The following is an 18,254-nucleotide window of genomic DNA, read 5'->3' as shown; positions in this document are numbered from 1 at the left end:
TTTTGGAATAGCCCGATCATTTAATTTCGTTTGCCCCGGGCCGGGCGGCTGTCAACAATGCGTGGTTGGAAAAACAATAACCACGGAGACCGCGCACATGGCCGCGCTGCACCACTACCTCTCGATTGCCGATCTGGAGCGCGCTGCCCGCAAGCGCTTGCCCGCCTGTGTGCGCGGCTATGTCTGCGGCGGCACGGAAGATGGCGTATCACTGCAGCAAAGCCTGCAGGCCTTCTCGCGCCTGGGCTTTGTGCCGCGTGGCCTGCGCCATGTGGCCCAGCGCAGCACGGCCACTACCTTGTGGGGCCAGACCTATGCCATGCCGATGGGCTTTGCACCCACCGGCTTTGCCGCCATCGTGATGAAGGACTGCGACGCGGCGCTGGCCAAGGTGGCGCAGGCGCAGGCGCTGCCCTTCATCATCAGCGGCGCATCGACCGTGCCCTTGGAGCAGCTGCAAAACGCGCATGACCAGCGCTGCTGGTACCAGGCCTACCTGCCGGGCAATATGGCGCGCATCCAGCCGCTGCTGCAGCGCCTGGAACGTGCCCAGGTGCCCGTTCTGGTGGTCACCATCGACACCTGCGTGGGCGCCAACCGCGAGAACCTGCAGCGCCTGCGCTTTACCGTGCCGTTTCGACCCAGCTGGACCTTGCTGCTTGACGGCCTGCGCCACCCGCGCTGGAGCTGCGATGTGTTTTTGCGCACGGTCCTGAGCCAGGGCGTGCCCCGCTTTGCCAACCTGGCCCATGAGGCCGGGCCAGCCATCACGGCCGACCCGCCCAATGGCTTTCGGGGCGAGCGCGACCAACTCGACTGGAACTGCATAGACCAGATCCGCGCTGCCTGGAAAGGCAAGCTGGTTCTTAAGGGCGTCATGCACCCGGACGACGCCCGACTTGCCGTGGCCCATGGCGCCGATGCAGTCATCGTCTCCACCCATGGCGGGCGCCAACTCGATGCCTGCATCTCCCCCTTGCAGGCGCTGCCTGAGATTCGGCAGGCCGTGCCAGCTGGCTATCCGGTGTTCATCGACGGCGGTTTTCGCCGGGGCAGCGATGTGCTCAAGGCCATGGCGCTGGGCGCCGACCTGGTCTTTACCGGCCGGCCCCAGCTGTTTGGCGCGGCCGTCGCGGGCGAGGCGGGCATTGCCCACGCCGTGCAGCTGTTCCGCCAGGAGCTGATGACCAACCTGGCGCTGCTGGGTGTCAAACGCCCGCAGGAGCTGACAGCGGACTACCTGCGCATCCAGGGCGATTTTTCGCTGCCCCCCAGTCAGCGCTAAAGCGCTGCACCTATTTGCAATCAAGGAGACAAAAAAATGATGACACTGAGCAAGGCCGCGCTGGCCCTGGCCGCCGCATGGGCACTGTTGCCCGCCGCACAGGCTCAAGGCACGGGCTACCCCAGCAAGCCCGTGAAGCTGGTCGTGGGCTACGCGCCCGGCGGCGCCACCGATATTGGCGCGCGGCTGATCGCCGATGCGCTGGGCAAGGACCTGGGCCAGTCCTTCATCGTCGAAAACCGCCCGGGCGCCAACAGCAATATCGGTGCCGAATATGTGGTGCGCGCGCCAGCCGATGGCTATACGCTGTTTGTCGGCTCCATCTCGACGGCGATCAACCAGGGCCTCTACACCAAGCTGGGCTTTGATGCCGGCAAGGACCTGGTGCCCGTGGCCCAGCTCAATGTGGTGCCCAATATCCTGGCGGTGAGTGCCAAGCTGCCGGTCAACTCGGTGGCCGAGTACATCGCCTATGGCAAGCAACACCCGGACAAGCTGACCTGCGCATCGCCAGGCAGTGGCTCCTCGGCCCATCTGGGTTGCGAGCTGTTCAAGCTCAAGACGGGCACCAGCATTCTGCATGTGCCTTATCGCGGCAGCGGCCCGGCCGTGTCGGACCTGCTGGGCGGGCAGGTGGATTCGATGATGGACAACCTGCCGCCGCTGCTGGCACAGATCCGCGCCGGCAAGCTCAAGGGCCTGGCGGTGACGACCGCAGCGCGCGTCGATTTTGCGTCTGACATTCCTACAGTGGCTGAGTCCGGTGTGCCCGGCTTTGAGGTCGCCGCCTGGTTTGGCGTGTTTGCGCCAGCAGGCACACCTGCCCAGGTGGTGGAGACCGTCAACAAGGCCATCAACCGCGCGCTGAATGCCAACCCCGATGTGCGGGCCAAGTACCAGAGCAATGGCTTTATGCTGCCGCCGGCGCCCAATTCGCCGGCCAGTTTTCAGCGCTTCTTCAACAGCGAGATCAAGCGCTGGGCCGATGTGGCGCAAGCTACCCACCTGAAGATCGACTGAGGCCCAGGTTGCCTTAACGTGCGTTCGCTGCCAGCCGCGTGGGCAGCAGCAGCGATACGCCGGCGGCCAGCACCAGCAGCGCGGCGGCCGCGCCAAAGGCGATCCAATGGGTGCCGAACTGCTCGTAGGCCCAGCCGCCCAGCCAGCTGCTGATCATGGCGCCAATCTGGTGGCCCAGGTAGGCGCAGCCGTAGAGCATGCCGACGAGCTTGATACCGTAGAGATCACCCAGAATGGCCGAGGAGGCGGCGATCGAGCCGGCCCAGACAATGCCGCCCAGGGCGGCCACGGCATAGAGCTGCCAATGGTGGATGACGGCCACCAGGCCGACAAAGCCCAGGCCCCGCACCAGGTAGATGACGGCCAGGATGTAGCGGCGCGGCACCATGTCGGACAGCTTGCCCAGGCCCAGGGTGCTGAAGATGGCGACCAGGCCGATCAGGCCAATGCCGCCCGCACTGCTGCCGGCATCAAAGCCATGGTCCATCAGCATGGGTACGCCATGCGTGCCCAGCAGGTTCATGCTGAAGCCGCAGGCAAACAGGCCCAGAAAGATCTGCCAGAACGGCGCAGTGGCCACGGCCTGGGCAAAGCGCAGCGAGGGCGCGGCGGGCTGGCCGGCCATGGCGCGCAGGCGCTCCTGGCGGGCGGCTTGCTCGGCGGGTGTCAGGTCGGTGTGCTCGGGCGCGTCGTCGCGCACAATCCACAGCGCCATCGCGCTGACGATCAGCGCAAACACCAGCGCAAAGCCCAGCAGGGTGTGCTGCCAGCCCCAGCGCGCAATCGTGAAGGTGAAGACTGGCGTCATCACCGCGATGCCGGCCATGGAGCCGGTAGACAGAAAGAACAGCGCCATGCCGCGCTGGCGTGTGAACCAGCTGCTGATCATCGGCGTGACCGCCACCGGGCTGGTAAAGGCCAGGCCCAGCGACAGCGCCACGCCATAGGACCAGAAGAACAGCCAGGGCGTGCGGGCGTTGACGGCCCAGATGCAGGACAGCACCACGATCACGGTGCCCAACAGCAGCACCCGCCGCGTGCCCTGGCGCGCCACCAGCCAGCCGGCCAGCGGCATGCCCAGGCCGTAGCACAGCATGCCGAAGGCGATGATGGACGACAGCAGGCTGCGGCTGAAACCCAGGTCCTGCGACAGCGGCACGATGAAGGGGCCGATCCCCATGCGCATGCCCACGGTGAGCAAGGTGAGGATGGTGGACGCGGCGACGATCACCCAGCCGAAATACAGGCCGGACGGTGGGGTGGGGCCCGGAGGCACCGAGGTGGGGAGCGCTGTCATGACGCGGTGGCCGCGAGGCGCTTGTCAAAAGGCCTGCGCAACATGGGGATGTAGTAGGGCTGATGATAGGCCGGGGCGCAGGAACGGCAAGCGGGGCGTGCGGCTGGATGTCGCGCTGGTGGCAGGTGGGCCAGCGCGCCGGTCAGCGCTGCGTGTCGGGGGCGCTGGCCGTATCGGGCAGCAGCATTAACAGTGTGCGGTTGTAGTCTTCCACCACCATCAGCTGGCCGGCATCGTTCAGGGCCAGGCCGGTAGGGCGGCCCAGTGGCCGGGTCTTGCCATCTGCCGTCCAGTGGCCCAGCCATTCGATCGGTTTGCCGCCCGGTTTGCCATCCTTTTGGCGCGCAAAGCCCACCACGCGGTGGCCTTGCGGCCCATGCCAGGCGGCCAGCAACTGGCCCTGGAAGGGGCTGGTCTGCGTGGTGGCCAGCAGGTGCAGCGGCGCCGTATGGGCGGGCCAGAGCATATGCGGCGCCTTGGTGGCAGCGCAGCGTGCGCGCTGCTCATAGCCGCGCGCCGGGCGCTGTGCGCCTATGCAGTAGGGCCAGCCGTAGTCGGCGCCTTCCAGCAGCTCGTTGAGCTCTTCGGGCGGCTCGTTCTTGTCGCGGTAGTCAATGTTGTTCTCAGCCTGCCAGAGGCTGCCCTTGGCGGGGCCATCGGGCAGTGTGGCCAGCGCCACGGAATTGCGCAGGCCCAGCGCAAAGGGCGCGAACTGCTGCACCGGCGCTTGCGCGGGCTGGCCTGCGGCTGTGGGGCTGCGCAGTACCGCACGCCATACCGCGCCCCGGAACTGCGTCGCCCCGCGCTCGGGGCAGGGATGGGGCAGCGCGCCTTGCGCGTCCTGGCAGCGGTCACTGGCCGAGCCGATGTTGACGTAGAGGCTGCCATCGGGCCCAAAGCTGATTTCCTTGAGCGGGTGGGCGCCGTCATCGGGCAGCTGGTCGAGCAGGGTCTGGGGCTGGATAGGCTGGCCGATGGTGGGCACCGGTGTGCGCCAGATGCGGCCGGCCTCGCCGATGTAGATCTGCGCATCGGGCCCGCGCAGCAGTGCGAGCGGGCGGTCGAGCTTGTCGGCCAGCACCTTGACCTGGGGGCGTTGGGTGGCAGCGGCTGAGGGCGCTGGCAGGCTCAGCTCCAGCAGCCGGCCCTGGCGCGGCATCCAGCTGCCCATGTCGATGATCCACAGGCGCCCGGGGCTGATCTCCAGCACCCGGCGGGGCGCGCGCAGGCCATCGCGCTCATCGGCCACCAGGGCCACGCAGGTGCCGGCCGGGCTGCCAATGCTGACTTTTTCATAGCCGCCGCAGCGGCCCTGGGGCGTATAGCCCCGGGCATGCGCCACCGGCGCCCAGGCCAGCAGGGCGCTGGCCAGCGCAGCCAACGCCGCCTGGGGTGCCCGGCGCTCAGGCCAGCACTTGTGCAATGGCCTTGCCCACGTCTGGGGTCTTGGCCTGGCCGCCCAGGTCGGGCGTGCGCGGGCCGCTCAGAATGGTCTGGCTGATGGCATCGACGATGGCATCGTGGGCGCTGCGCCAGGCACCCTGGCCGTTGCCCAGGAAGTCCAGCATCAGCGCCACCGACCAGATCATCGCGATCGGGTTGGCAATGTTCTGGCCATAGATGTCGGGCGCCGAGCCATGCACCGGCTCGAACAGCGAGGGGAAGTTGCGCTCGGGGTTCAGGTTGGCCGACGGTGCCAGGCCGATGGTGCCGGTGGTGGCCGGGCCCAGGTCGCTCAGGATGTCGCCAAACAGGTTGGTCGCGGCGACCACATCGAAGCGGCCAGGCTGCAGCACAAAGCGGGCGGTCAGGATGTCGATATGCTGCTTGTCCAGCACCACGTCGGGGTAGTTTTTGGCCATGGCTTCGGCACATTTGTCCCACCAGGGCATGCTGATTGCAATGCCGTTGGACTTGGTGGCCAGGGTCACATGCTTTTTGCTGCGGCTTTGGGCCAGGTCAAAGGCGAACTTGAGCAGGCGGTCGGCGCCCTTGCGGGTGAACACGGCCTCTTGCAGCACCATTTCGCGGTCCGTGCCTTCGAACATGATGCCGCCCAGCGCGGTGTATTCGCCCTCGGTGTTCTCGCGCACCACGTAGTAGTCGATATCGCCCGGCTTGCGGCCGGCCAGTGGGCAGGGCACGCCCTCAAACAGGCGCACCGGGCGCAGGTTGATGTACTGGTCGAACTCGCGGCGGAACTTGAGCAGCGAGCCCCAGAGCGAGACATGGTCGGGCACGGTGGCGGGCCAGCCGACGGCGCCGAACAGGATGGCGTCAAAGCCTTGCAACTGTGCCTTCCAGTCGTCGGGCATCATCTGGCCGTGGGCGGCAAAGTAGTCGCAATGCGCCCAGTCAAAATGCTGCATCTCCAGCGGCAGGTCAAAGCGCTTGGCGGCGGCCTCCAGCACGCGGATGCCTTCGGGCATCACTTCCTTGCCAATGCCGTCGCCCGCCAATACCGCGATACGTAGTTTCTTGCTCATGCTGGTCCTGAATGTCTGGTCAAAAGGTGGTGGTGGCCGCCCGGGTGACTGGCAGCGCTCGCAAAGGCCATGGCTGGGCTCTACAATCGCTCGTCCTTGCACCTGGGTGCCGGGGCTGGGGTGTCTGGATGGGCATCCTAGCGCTGTTGGAGCAGCTGCGCAGCATGGTGCGAGACAGCTTGCACCGCTGGCGCCTCATTTTGCCGCCTGCCGTGTCGCCTTTTCCTTTTCCCCCTGAATCCCTGGCCGTATTGGCCGCCGCCTGCTGGGCGCTGGCCGCGCTGTTTTCCGCCCCGGTGGCGCGCAAGATGGGTGCCTTTGCCTTCACCCGCTGGCGCATGGTGTTTGCCACCGTGATGCTGGGTGGCTGGGCCACCGTGGCAGGCACCTGGGGCAGCCTGAACCTGGCCCTGGTGAGCGTGCTGGTGCTGTCGGGCTTTATCGGTATCTTCATTGGCGATACGGTGCTGTTTGCCTGTATGAACCGGCTGGGCCCGCGCCGATCGGGCATTTTGTTTGCCACCCATTCGATGATGTCGGCCGTGTTGGCGGCGCTCTTTTTGGGCGAGCGCATGGGCGCGGTGGCCATGCTGGGCTGCGCGCTGGTGCTGAGCGGCGTGATGTGCGCCATTGCCTTTGGCAAGCGCGCTGGCAGCGAATCGAGCCTGGAGGCCACGCGCGGCCGGCTGGCCGTGGGCGTGAGCCTGGGGCTGGTCGCCGCCTTGGGCCAGGCGCTGGGCACCTTGGTGGTCAAGCCGGTGATGGGCCCCGATGTGGACCCGGTGGCCGCGTCGGCCGTGCGCATGGCCGCCGGCTTTGGCTTTCATGCGGTGCTGCTGCTGGTGGGCTGGAAGCCGGCACGCCTGACCGCCGTGATGGAGCCGCGCGACTGGCAATTGCTGGCGGGCAGCGCCTTTTTGTCGATGGCCATGGGCATGACCCTGATCCTCGCCGCCCTCAAGTACGGCAGCGCCGGCCTGGTGGGCATGCTGTCCTCTGTCTCGCCCATCCTGCTGCTGCCGCTGCTGTGGTGGAAGACCAAGGTACCGCCCACCCTGGGCGCGATGGCCGGCGCCTTGCTCACGGTCGCCGGCGTGGTGCTGATTCTGGCGCGGCTGAGCTGAGCCGGGCGACAGCCCAGAGCATGGGCGTAAAAAAGCCAGGGGATGCAAGGCATTCCCTGGCTCTGGGGTGGCTCAGCGCTGGTTCGCTGGGCCACCAGCCTTCAATAAGCGCGGCTTACTTGATCAAACGCACGGCGCCCGACATGCTGACCGACACCGTGGTGTAGCCCGGCTCCAGGCCCACGGGGGCGCTGCTGTCTTCCATCTTGCTCATCATGGCCACACCGCGGTTCATGCGCGGCATGGGCTGGCTGGTGCCGCTCTGGTTCAGGTGGATGGTGTCGTACTCGTACTGGGCATAACCCATGGCATTGGCGGTGACCTTGGCCTTGGCGTTGAAGTTCTTGACCGCTTCGGCGATCAGCTGATCCTGCGCCTTGTTGCGCGCCGCATCGGACAGGCGGAAGCCCGAGCCGGTCAGGCGTGCCTTGTCCATCAGCGCGGCCATCGTCTGGCCCAGTGCGGCGGTGTCGGTCGACTCCAGCTGCACATTGAACTGGGTGCGCCAGCTGGTCACCTTGCCATCCTTGTTGTAGACGGGGCTGGTGAACAGGTTCTCGGTCGTGACCTGCAAGGTCGAGGACTTCTTGGCGGTAGCCAGCACATCGGCCAATGCCGTCTTGCCCAGCTGCTGGGCCTGGGCCTGGTCCTTGGATTCCTTCTCGACGCTGAACTGGGCCCAGGCCGTGTCTTCCGGCACGCGGGTGGTCGCTTCGGCATCTAGGTTCAGGCTGGGGCGTTTGTCGATGTTGGCAGCGGCGGGAACAGGGTTTTGGGCCATGGCGGTGGAAGCTACAAAAGGGGTGGCAGCGATCAGGGCGGCGGTTGCCAGCATGCGCATTTTTTTCATCAGATTCTCCTTCTTCAAAACAGTCGCGGAGGGCCTCCCGCCAAAAGGGCGGGTGCCCAGGTCACCGGGCTTGGAGTGCCAAGCGGGCTGCAAGTTTCAGCAGCGCCAGCCAGCCTCATCGGATGGCCAAGCTTATCCGCAAGTGCCGCGACAAAGAGCCACAGCGTAGGTGGCGGCAGGCGGTGGTCTTGTAGGACAGGCTGCCGCAATCGGCCTGGTTCATCGATATTCACATTTGCGCGTTTAGCCTGCAATCGCCTGGCTGTCCCGCAAGGCGGCAATGCTGTCATCGCCATAGCCCAGGCTGCGCAGCAGCTCCTGCGTGTGCTGGCCCAGCTGGGGTGGGTCCATGCGCACGCCCAGGCGCTCACCGGCCATGCGCAGCGGTAGCAAGGTGGTGGGGGCTGTCTGCCCCGCACGCTCGCCATCGCTCAGGCGCACGGGGGCCAGGCCACCGCTGGCCAGCAGGTGCGGGTCATCCAGCAGCTCTTCGGGCTTGCTGATGGGGGCATAGGGCAGGCCATTGGCTTCGAAGATCTGGCCAATGTGCGCGGCGCTCATCGTCGCAAAGCGCTGGCGCAGCTCGGGCAGCAGCTGGGGGCGCAGGCGCACGCGGTCGTTGTTGCTACTGTAGCCCGGGTTGGCCAGCAGATCGCCCCAGCCAAAGGCGCTGCACATGGTGGCCCATTGCGCATCGCTCACAGCGGCCAGAAAGATCTGGGCGCCATCCTGCACGGTGAACACGTCATACACCGACCAGGCCGAGATGCGGTTGGGCATGGGCTCGGCCGCCTCGCCCGTCACCGCGAACTGCATCATGTGCTGGCCGACCAGGAACACATTGTTCTCGAACAGCGCCGAATCAATCTCTTGGCCCTTGCCTGTCTGTGCGCGCTGCATCAGCGCTGCCATCGCACCAATGGCACCGAACATGCCACCCATGATGTCGTTGACGCTGGTGCCTGCGCGCAGCGGATCGCCGGGGCGCCCGGTCATATAGGCCAGGCCACCCATCATCTGCACCACCTCATCCAGCGCGGTGCGGTGCTCGTAGGGCCCGGGCAGAAAGCCGGTGTGGTTCACATAGATCAGGCGCGGGTTGAGCTGCGACAGCGCGCGGTAGTCGAGCCCGTACTTGCGCATCACGCCCGGCTTGAAGTTCTGCACCACGATGTCGGCCGTGCTGGCCAACCGGATCGCCGCCTCCAGCCCCGAGGCCTGGCGCAGGTCGATGGCCACGCTTTTCTTGTTGCGGTTGAACATCGGAAAAAAGCCAGCGCCAGCGCCCAGCAGGTGGCGCGTGCGGTCGCCCTCAACCGGTTCCACCTTGATGACCTCGGCCCCCAGATCGGCAAGCACCAGGCCGCAGGTTGGACCCATCACCATGTGGCTGAACTCGACCACGCGCAGGCCGGCCAGCGGCAGGTTCGAAGGGGTGGCGGAGGTGGTGGGAGGGGTTGTGGGCGGCGCGGAGTCGTCGGTGTGGTGCATGGCTCGGAAAGGCAGAAAGCGTCGGCGGGCAGCGGGGCGAGCGCAGGGCTCGGTAGGTCTCGCAGCAGGTGGCGCTGCGGCTGCCAGCCGGGTAGGTAAAACAGGACTACGCCGTGTGTACCACATCCGCCAGGTCGCAAGCGGCACAGGCTGTCCCTCCAGTGCAGAAAGTGGCCTCAAAAGCAGATGGCAGTGATAGCGACGTGTGCGCAAGCCATGGGCCCAAGGTCGACCTGGTAGGCGCGATATACCGCTGCCTGGGTCTGAATTTTCTGTAATGTTAGGATACAAATCTAACGAATTGAAATTTCTTGATTTGTGTCAAGGTTTGGCCTTCGTCCCATTTCACTCTTTGTTAACCAACGTGAATACATGGAATCGAAGGCTTGGTTTTGATAATTGATTAAGTTAATATATTTTTCTAAATTTCAACTGATGAACACAGGCCCTGATGCTGCACAGGCATCGGGGCCTTGGCATGTCGGTGCCGGTGTTTTCAACAAGAACGGTCAAGGTGCGATGGGTTCAGTGAATGGGGTGGCAGCCGATGCCAAGTGGGTGCGTGGCTTGGTGGGGCTGTGTTGTCTGGCGGGCTGGGCATCGGTCCATGCGGCAGACAATGTGACTGCGGTATGGGGCAGCTTCAACAGCAACAGCTGGACCGCCAACACCAGCAATGCAGCCAGCGTGGCGGCCGCCAATGGCCATAACGATTTGCTGGCGTTCACGGCAGGGGGCGTGCGCTACTCGACCGGGGTCAATGATGCGGTGCTGAGCGGCGCTTTCCAGCCGGCGGTGTTCCAGGCCTTCACACCCAATGCCAATTCGCTGCCAGCGGCCGGCGGGCTCAATGCCATTGCCCAAAGCGCCAGCTACGATTCGTCCATGAAGCGGGCCGACTACCTGTCTGATGGCGTGCATGGCCTGGATCTCAGCACGGCCTTGTTCAATATCCCGGCGAGCTCGCTGCGCTTCAGCGCGAGCGTGGGCAACCCCGAATCCACGACCGATGATGTGCCCGATGTGCTGGTCACCCAGGTGGGCCAGCCATCGAGCAAGACCGACTCCTTTTACTTCATCGACGACACGGGCGCCGTGGTGGGCAAAAGCCTCAGCATCGCGCTGAGCGCTGTGCCGGTCGTCGCCCGGCAGAACTGGCAGTTCTGGAACCCCAACCACACCAAGTCCTCCGTCGGTGATGGCAGCCGGGACTTGCGCATGATCGCCTACCACTTCAGAGACTTTGGCATCACGCCGGAGAACATGGGGCGGGTCGCAGGCTTTGTACAAGCCTTGAGTGGCGACTCCGACATCGCCTTTGTCGCCTACAACCAGGAAGCCGTCAGCACCCCCGCCGCCTTGAGCGTGCAAAAGAGCAATGGGGTGGCCGCGATCATCCAGGGTGGCCGCACGGTCTACACCGTCACGGTGACCAATACCGGTGGCTCCTTGGCCAGCGATGTCTCCTGGCTGGACCAGCCGCAAGGCCTGCGCGTGCGGGGCATTGAAGCGGGTGCCGTGGGCGCGGGCAGCGATGCCGGCGTCTGCGATGGCAGCGGCTGCACGGGTCTGCGCCTGGCACCGGGTGCATCGGTGGCCTACCAGGTCGAGGCCGAGGTGATCGGCGAGGCGGGCAGCATGGCATCGAACACGGCCGTGGTAGATGGCGCCAATTGCAGCAACGGCAGCCCTGCCAGCTGCAGCAGCACGGATACGGATTTGATCGTCGCGGCCGACTCGGTCAGCATCGTCAAGACCAATGGGCTGGACCGTCTGACCGTGGGTGCCGAGACCAGCTACAAGGTGAGCTTGAGCAACAGCGCGGCGACCGCGTTCGAGAATCTCAGTTGGACGGACACACCCAGCGGCCTGACGGTCAGCGGCATTGTTGCCAGCAGCGTGGGTGCTGGCAGTGTGGCGGGGACCTGTAGCAGCAAGGGCTGCACAGGCATCACGCTGGCGGCCGGTCAATCCATCGTCTACATCGTGAGCGCCAAGCTCAATGCGGGCACCGCCGCAGGCGCATCGGTCAGCAACAAGGCCGTGGTGCAAGGCGGCACCTGCAGCAGCGAGTTGCTGGCCGGCTGCGCCAGTACCGACACCGACCTGGTGGTATCTGCTGCCAATATGCACATCAGCAAGAGCAATGGCGTGGATGTGCTGGCCCAGGGCGGCAGCACGGTCTACCAGGTGGTGTTGCGCAATACCGGTGGCAGCGCCGCTGCGGGCCTGCGTTGGGCGGAGAGCCCCGTGGGCCTGCGCATTGACCGCATCAGTGCCTCTACCGTGGGTGCCAACAGCGATGCGGGCCTGTGCACCGTCGCAGGTTGCTCGGATATCGCCGTGGCGGCGGGTGAATCGATTGTGTATGCGGTGCAGGCGACTGTCACCGGTGAGGTCGGCGCCGACAACGCCCGCAATGCCGTAGCGCTGACTGGTGCTGCTTGCAGCGGCGGCAACAGCTGCAGCGCCGAAGACCGCGATGCCATCGTGCTGCCCGCTGCCCTCAGCATCCGCAAAAGCAATGGCGTGGATGCACTGACTGAAGGTGCACGCAGCAGCTATACCGTCACCATCAGCAACAGCGGCGGCATGCCCGCCAGCGGCCTGGCCTGGCTGGACAGCCCCGAGGGCATGGAGATCGAGGCCATCACGCCAGTGGCAGCTACCGCCCCCAGCGATGCCGGCAGTTGCAGCCTGCAGGCGCCCATGGGCTGCAGCGGCATCACCGTTGCCGCCAACGCCAGCGTCAGCTACCAGGTGCAAGCGCGGGTCACGGCCTTGGTGGACGGCCGTGCCGACGCCACGGTCAGCAACACGGCCAGCTTGACGGGCGCCCACTGCGCTGCCGCAGCAGACTGCAGCGCGACCGATACCGACCCGCTGCGCACGCCCGTGCAGCTGACCCTGCGCAAGACGGCGGCTGCAACGGTCGAGGTGGGCCAGGCGCTGGACTACCAGTTCCACATTGGCAACAGCGGCCAGACCGCCGTGGCGGCCGGGCAGTCGCTGACGGTGGCCGAGGCCTTGCCCGAGGGCATGCGCCTGACGGGCGCAACGCCTGGCGCTGGCGTAGCGTCGGTGGTCTGCGAGGGTGAGCCTTTGCGGTGCGAGCTGGTGCTGGATACCGCGCTGGAGCAAGGTGCCAGCGCGGCCTATACCTTGCATACGATGGCGCCAGCGGTAGCAGGCAGCATCAGCAACCATGCGGCGATTGACCCGCTGGGTGGCAGCGAGCCGCCCGTACCCGGCGCTGCTTGCCTGCCTGCCGAAAGCTGTGCCCAGGCGCGCACCGAGGTGCTGGCCGCTGCCCATATCAGCCTGCACAAAAGCAATGGCGTGGACCAAGTGCTGGAAGGCGGTAGCACCCGCTATGTGGTGACGCTGCGCAACCAAGGCGGCATGCCCGTGCAATTGCAGTGGGACGATGTGCCCAGCGGCATGGTGGTGACGGAGATCAGCGCAACCGAGGTGGGTGCCAACAGCGCCGCCGGGGTGTGCAGCCCTTCGGGTTGCACGGGGGTGACGCTGTCGGGTGCTGAATCCATTAGCTATACCGTGCTGGCCAAGATCGCCGCCACCGCACCTGCGCGCGTGCGCAACCTGGCCCGGGTGACCAATGCCGCCCAGTGCAGCCTGGAGGCGCCTTGCAGCAGTGAGGATGAAGACGAGGTCTATCGCAACGGTATTGATGTGGACCCGCCGGCGCCCGATCCAGATCCGACACCGTCGCCTAAGCCAGTCGCGGTGCCCACGGTATCGCCGGCGGGGCAGTTGCTGCTGTCCTTGCTGCTGGCTGGATGTGCGGCACTGGGCTTGCGTAGAACGCGGTAGCCCAGCCGCCCCTGAGCGCCGCGCGCCCACAAAAAAACCACTGTAGCTTGCTGCTGCAGTGGTTTTTTTAGGTCAGCTCAAGGAGCGCTAGCGCCCCTTGGCGTGCATTGATGCGATCAGGGTGCCAGTGCGGCCTTCACGGCGGCAGAGACTTGGCCCATCTCGGCCTTGCCGGCCAGCAGGGTCTTGACGGCGCCCATGACTTTGCCCATGTCGCCGGGGCCGGAGGCACCCAGTTCAGCCACGATGGCCTGGACGGCGGCGGTCACTTCTTCGGCGGACATGCGCTGTGGCAGGTAGGCCTTGATGACTTCGATCTCCGACTTTTCCTTGTCGGCCAGGTCCTGGCGGCCCGCAGTTTCAAACGCGGCAATGCTGTCCTTGCGCTGCTTGATCATCTTGTCGACGATGGCGATCACCATCGCGTCGTCGAGTTCGACGCGCTCGTCCACTTCCTTCTGCTTCATCGCAGCTTGCAGCAAGCGGATGGTGCCCAGACGTTCGGAGTCCTTGGCGCGCATCGCTGTCTTCATGTCTTCGGTGATTTGTGCTTTCAAGCTCATAACATGCTCCTGTTGGCAGGCCGTCCGAGCAAGCAGCGGTCTGCCTGAAAAATCTGGCGATGGCCAGAAAACAAAAAACCCGCGCCTGGCGTCCCGAGCGCGGGTGGTGTCACAGCCTGGGCAAATTGCGTCAGGCCTGTGAGAGCTGCGATCAGTACAGCTTCTTGGGCAGTTGCATGCTGCGAACGCGCTTGTAGTGGCGCTTCACGGCAGCAGCCTTCTTGCGCTTACGCTCAGCGGTTGGCTTTTCGTAGAACTCGCGAGCGCGCAGGTCGGTCAGCAGGCCCAGCTTTTCGATGGTGCGCTTGAAGCGGCGCAGCGCAACGTCAAAGGGTTCGTTTTCTTTTACACGGATAGTCGTCATTAGCTAATGTTTCCATTGGTACCAACAGCGGGTTTTGGGGAAGATCGCGCCCCAAAGCCTTGAATGGCGGTTTTGCCCTGTCATATTGACTAGTATTGGCAGACAGGGCTTTGCCAGCAAAGAGGTGGGATTATAACCAGTTTTTCATCAAACGGCAATAGGGCTGCCGCTTGGCAGCGGAATGCAGGGCCTGAACTGTTGTTCTGATGCTCCGTTCGCGCCCTGCTGCTGGCGTGCTGCTACTGGCTTTCTGCCATGCCCGCTGCGCAGGCCGCTGCACTGGCCCAGGCCCATTGAAAGTTGTAGCCGCCCAGCCAGCCGGTGATGTCCACCACCTCGCCGATGCAGTAGAGGCCCGGCACCTGCTTGGCTTCCATCGTCTGCTGCGACAGCTCCTTGGTGTCCACACCGCCCACGGTAACCTCGGCCTTTTTATAGCCTTCGGTGCCAGTGGGGGTCAGCTCCCAGCGCGTCAGGCGCTCGGCCAGGCGCAGCAAGGCCTTGTCGCTGGCCTCGGCGATGGGGCGCTGCCAATCGGCATCCTGCGCCACCCAGGCATCGGCCAGGCGCGAGGGCACGAGGCTGGCCAGCTCATTGGCAATCAGCTTGCGCGAGCGCTGCTTGGCCGCCAGCAGCTGCTCGGCCACATCCACCTCGGGCACCAGATTGATGTCGATAGGCGTGCCGGGCGTCCAGTAGCTGGAGATCTGCAGGATCGCCGGCCCCGACAAGCCCCGGTGCGTGAACAGCAGGTCTTCGTTGAACGTCATGCGGGTTTTCTTGCTGCCGGTGCCAATCACCACCGGCAAGGCCAGGCCCGCCAGCTGTGCATAGGGCGCCCAGGCGCTGCCATCAAAGGTCATCGGCACCAGGCCTGGCACACGCGGCACCAGCGCCAGCCCAAACTGCTGGGCCAGGCGGTAGCCCAGGTCGGTAGCGCCAATCTTGGGGATGGACAGGCCGCCAGTGGCGACCACCAGGTGGCGGCAATGTACCGTGCCCTGGGCGGTGCTGACCTGGAATCGGTTGCCTTGCGCATCGGCATCCAGCGCCTTGACAGCGCTGACGGCGCAGGGTTGCCAGTGGGTCACCTGGCCTGCGCGGCACTCGGCCATCAGCATCGCGATGATGTCTTCGGCGGAGTGGTCGGCAAACAGCTGGCCCTTGTGCTTCTCGTGGTAGGCGATGCCGTGCTTGTCGACCAGCGCCACAAAATCGGCCGGCCCAAAGCGCGACAGCGCCGAGCGGCAGAACTGCGGGTTCTGGCCGACAAAATGCTTATGGGGCTGGCGCACATCCAGATCGCGGTTGGTGAAGTTGCTGCGCCCACCGCCCGAGATGCGGATCTTCTCCGCCACCTTGGCCGCATGGTCGATCAGCAGCACCTTGAGCCCGCGCTGGCCGGCCTGCGCCGCACAAAACAGGCCGGCTGCGCCTGCGCCAATGATGACGGTATCAAACAGGTGAGTGGGAGCGGGAGAAGACATGCGGATTCGGAGAATGGGCGGGCCCCGCGTGGAGTGCCTGCGCCGACAAAAGCAGCGATTATCGGTGATGCAGCCCTAACCCGACTGCCTGCCCAGGTGGGCGATGCAATGCCAGGCTTTTTTCAGCAGCGGCGCCGGGTAGCGATGGCAGGCCTGTGCTTGGCCCAGATCGGCTGGGGTGAGCCCGCCCGGCGCCCGCTGCAGCAGTTCGGCCAGCAGCGCTGCCACCTCGGCGCCCCGGTACTGGCTGGCTTGCGCCAGCTGGTCTGCCTGCAAGCGGTAACCGGGGTGAAAGCGCAGGGGCAGGCCGGAGTGCTGTACGGCCTGCGCCAGCGGGGTATCGCGGTAGCAGGGGTCCAGCCAGATGGCCGCCACATCGCGCGCCAGCAACAGGCCGCCATGCACTTGGGCTTCCACATAGTGGTCCAGCGGGTCGGACAGTTGCAGGCACTGGAGCTGCTGCCAGTCCATCTGCTGCCACAGGCCCACATGGCGGGGTTGCCAATAGCTGTCGGGGTCGCAAAAGCTGCTGCGTGCCGTGGCGGCGCTGTGCAGTTGCAGATACGCCGATCCAAAGCGGGGCGCGGCGCCATAGCCTTGGTGGGCCGGATAGCCCAAGGTCTCCAGGTCCACCGCGCCGTACACGGGTCGCTCTGTGGGGTCGGCCTGGTTGTAAGCGCCCGCAAACTGCTGGTCCTCCCACTGCCAGCGCTCGCCCTGGGGCTGCGGGCTGTAGCTGCCATTGCTGCGGCCGCTTTCAAACTGCGACTGGTAGCGCCCTTGCTGGCACAGCAGCGCCAGCAGCGGCTGGTCTTGCACGACCCAGTCGGTGACCATCCAGTCCGGGACCATCCAGTCGGGGACCATCCAGTCCGGATGAAAGTGCACATGGATTGCAGCGGGTGCAGGTGAGTGCTCGCGTACATGGCCGCCACGGCGCTGCACGGCCTGCAGCGCTTGCTGCTGGGCGTTGGTCAACAAGGGTGCGGGGCTGGGCATGGGCTGGGCAGGTCGGTTGAAGGTCTACGGACTGCAGTGCATGGATCGTAGCCGCTTCTGCGCTGCATGCATGCCCTGGTTGTCATGGGGTTGGATGCTGCCAAGCGGTGTGGCGCTGGCCGACAATCAGCGCTTGTCCCCGATCACTTGAGGAGTGTTTGCATGTCGTTTTGCCAGGCCTTGTGGCAAGCCAACCAGGCGCTGTACCAGCGCACCCTGGACCATCCCTTCAACCGCGAGCTGGCGGCAGGCAGTTTGTCGGTCGAGCGCTTTCGCCATTACATGATCCAGGATGCGCATTACCTGGTCGCCTATGGCCGTGCGCTGGCGGTGGCTGCCGCCAAGGCCGACCATGCCGATGGCGTGGTGCAGTTTGCCAATGCAGCGAATGAGGCCGTGGTGGAAGAGCGCAAGCTGCACGATGGCTTTATGCGCGACTTTGGCATCAGCGCGCAGGACTTTGCCGCGACGCCACTGACGCCGGCCTGCCACCACTACACCAGTTTTTTGCTGGCCAACAGCTGGTCGGAAAGCTACCCGGTGGCGCTGGCGGGGCTGCTGCCTTGCTTTTGGATCTATGCCGAAGTAGGGCGCGATATCCATGCCCGCTCCCAGCCCGGCAACCCTTACCAGGCCTGGGTGGACACCTATGCCAGCGAGGAGTTTCATGCGGCCGTGCGCGCCGTCATTGCCACCATCGACCGCCTGGCCGAAGGCGCTGACAGTGCCACCCGTACGCGTATGGCCGAGGCCTACCGCTACAGCGCCGAGCTGGAATGGATGTTCTGGGACAGTGCCTACCAACTGGGTGCTTGGCCCACGCGCTGAGCGGCACCCGGACGGCATTGCGCTGCTGCGCTGTAAAGCTCCGGCAGCGCCGTCGTAAAGTTATGCAATGCGGCTCCAAAGCGCGATAGGCTAGCGGTATTCGCCTACAGGCGCTTTCGAAAAACGGTCTTACGCTTCGTGGCATTCATTTACCAGATGCGCCAACGCGCAGACCCCGAGCAAGTCCGAGGCCTACACGCACGTATCGCAACCATATAAGGAGTTGCCATGTTGTCTACCAACACCACCCATACCGCTTACCACGCTCCCGTGTTTGAACCCACGGTCGACGAGTTGGCTGCTTTGAAGAAATTGGAACTGGGAGAAAAGATTTCGCTGGAGGATGCCGCGCATGCACACGTCTCCAAGCGCCTGCTGGAACGCGGCATGGTGGTGGAGCGTGAGGGCTACATGGCCATCACCTCAGAAGGCCTGCAACAGATCAAGCGCAACGATGCCTGATCCTCAGCCCGCTGTTCTCCACAGCACCCAGGCAGCCTAAGCAGGCTGCCTTTTTTTTCATCATGGATCCCTTTGTTCTATGGTTTCAATAGCTTGGATGGCTTATCTACAGCTGTGCACAGAGCTTTCCACAAGATTGTGCCCATGGACTGGGGACAACGCGG

The 18,254-nt window shown here is 65.1% G+C and carries 15 protein-coding genes; 6 read left to right on the top strand and 9 right to left on the bottom strand.

Going from position 1 to position 18,254, the window contains the following annotated elements; translation table 11 throughout:
• The first annotated feature begins 97 nt into the window (after positions 1 to 97).
• Positions 98 to 1,285, top strand: a complete 1,188-nt coding sequence (locus EDF71_RS18875) for an alpha-hydroxy acid oxidase (protein ID WP_133858096.1) — start codon at positions 98 to 100, stop codon at positions 1,283 to 1,285.
• Positions 1,286 to 1,321: 36 nt separating this feature from the next.
• Positions 1,322 to 2,305 carry a tripartite tricarboxylate transporter substrate binding protein gene (locus EDF71_RS18870; RefSeq protein ID WP_133858095.1) on the top strand — a complete coding sequence of 328 codons (984 nt, stop codon included), beginning with the start codon at positions 1,322 to 1,324 and terminating at the stop codon, positions 2,303 to 2,305.
• 13 nt (positions 2,306 to 2,318) lie between these two features.
• Here EDF71_RS18870 and EDF71_RS18865 read toward each other — a convergent pair whose 3' ends face one another.
• From EDF71_RS18865 to EDF71_RS18855, 3 genes are all read right to left on the bottom strand, one after another.
• The gene (locus EDF71_RS18865) at positions 2,319 to 3,602 is read right to left on the bottom strand and encodes an MFS transporter (RefSeq protein ID WP_133858094.1); all 1,284 of its coding nucleotides are present in this window, start codon (positions 3,600 to 3,602) and stop codon (positions 2,319 to 2,321) included.
• Between the two features lie 142 nt (positions 3,603 to 3,744).
• Complete coding sequence (locus EDF71_RS18860) at positions 3,745 to 5,025, bottom strand: PQQ-dependent sugar dehydrogenase (protein WP_208301090.1); 1,281 nt, start codon at positions 5,023 to 5,025, stop codon at positions 3,745 to 3,747.
• Positions 5,006 to 6,088, bottom strand: coding sequence for a tartrate dehydrogenase (locus EDF71_RS18855; protein ID WP_021027641.1), 1,083 nt, complete (start codon positions 6,086 to 6,088; stop codon positions 5,006 to 5,008). The genes EDF71_RS18860 and EDF71_RS18855 overlap by 20 nt, the downstream gene beginning before the upstream one ends.
• A gap of 212 nt (positions 6,089 to 6,300) precedes the next feature.
• Here EDF71_RS18855 and EDF71_RS18850 point away from each other — a divergent pair, with 212 nt between their 5' ends.
• Positions 6,301 to 7,212 carry a DMT family transporter gene (locus EDF71_RS18850; protein WP_243854361.1) on the top strand — a complete coding sequence of 304 codons (912 nt, stop codon included), beginning with the start codon at positions 6,301 to 6,303 and terminating at the stop codon, positions 7,210 to 7,212.
• A 115-nt stretch (positions 7,213 to 7,327) separates the two neighbouring features.
• Here EDF71_RS18850 and EDF71_RS18845 read toward each other — a convergent pair whose 3' ends face one another.
• On the bottom strand, positions 7,328 to 8,062 hold the full coding sequence (locus EDF71_RS18845) for an SIMPL domain-containing protein (protein WP_133858093.1): 735 nt from the start codon (positions 8,060 to 8,062) through the stop codon (positions 7,328 to 7,330).
• Positions 8,063 to 8,305: 243 nt separating this feature from the next.
• Positions 8,306 to 9,553, bottom strand: a complete 1,248-nt coding sequence (locus EDF71_RS18840; RefSeq protein ID WP_133858092.1) for a CaiB/BaiF CoA-transferase family protein — start codon at positions 9,551 to 9,553, stop codon at positions 8,306 to 8,308.
• Positions 9,554 to 9,988: 435 nt separating this feature from the next.
• On the opposite strand from EDF71_RS18840, the gene EDF71_RS18835 reads away from it, so the two are divergent.
• Complete coding sequence (locus EDF71_RS18835; protein ID WP_133858091.1) at positions 9,989 to 13,387, top strand: isopeptide-forming domain-containing fimbrial protein; 3,399 nt, start codon at positions 9,989 to 9,991, stop codon at positions 13,385 to 13,387.
• Between the two features lie 116 nt (positions 13,388 to 13,503).
• Here the strand turns inward: EDF71_RS18835 and EDF71_RS18830 are convergent, their stop codons facing one another.
• The 4 genes from EDF71_RS18830 to EDF71_RS18815 all read right to left on the bottom strand — a co-directional run bounded on the left by EDF71_RS18830 (position 13,504) and on the right by EDF71_RS18815 (position 16,800).
• Positions 13,504 to 13,950: a GatB/YqeY domain-containing protein gene (locus tag EDF71_RS18830; protein WP_133858090.1), complete on the bottom strand. Its 447-nt coding sequence runs from the start codon at positions 13,948 to 13,950 to the stop codon at positions 13,504 to 13,506.
• 151 nt (positions 13,951 to 14,101) lie between these two features.
• Positions 14,102 to 14,314, bottom strand: a complete 213-nt coding sequence (gene rpsU, locus EDF71_RS18825) for a 30S ribosomal protein S21 (protein ID WP_007833691.1) — start codon at positions 14,312 to 14,314, stop codon at positions 14,102 to 14,104.
• A gap of 239 nt (positions 14,315 to 14,553) precedes the next feature.
• The gene (locus EDF71_RS18820; RefSeq protein WP_133858089.1) at positions 14,554 to 15,801 is read right to left on the bottom strand and encodes an NAD(P)/FAD-dependent oxidoreductase; all 1,248 of its coding nucleotides are present in this window, start codon (positions 15,799 to 15,801) and stop codon (positions 14,554 to 14,556) included.
• Positions 15,802 to 15,876: 75 nt separating this feature from the next.
• Positions 15,877 to 16,800, bottom strand: coding sequence for a DUF3626 domain-containing protein (locus tag EDF71_RS18815; RefSeq protein ID WP_133858088.1), 924 nt, complete (start codon positions 16,798 to 16,800; stop codon positions 15,877 to 15,879).
• Positions 16,801 to 16,962: 162 nt separating this feature from the next.
• On the opposite strand from EDF71_RS18815, the gene tenA reads away from it, so the two are divergent.
• Together tenA and EDF71_RS18805 are read left to right on the top strand one after the other, a co-directional pair.
• Positions 16,963 to 17,628: a thiaminase II gene (gene tenA, locus EDF71_RS18810; protein WP_133858087.1), complete on the top strand. Its 666-nt coding sequence runs from the start codon at positions 16,963 to 16,965 to the stop codon at positions 17,626 to 17,628.
• A 228-nt stretch (positions 17,629 to 17,856) separates the two neighbouring features.
• Positions 17,857 to 18,090: a hypothetical protein gene (locus EDF71_RS18805; protein WP_133858086.1), complete on the top strand. Its 234-nt coding sequence runs from the start codon at positions 17,857 to 17,859 to the stop codon at positions 18,088 to 18,090.
• Positions 18,091 to 18,254: the final 164 nt, after the last annotated feature.

The sequence above is a fragment of the Comamonas sp. JUb58 genome, assembly GCF_004364775.1.
GTDB lineage: Bacteria > Pseudomonadota > Gammaproteobacteria > Burkholderiales > Burkholderiaceae_C > Comamonas.
Note: the sequence above shows the minus strand (reverse complement) of the source record. Positions and strands in the feature narration are given on the sequence as shown.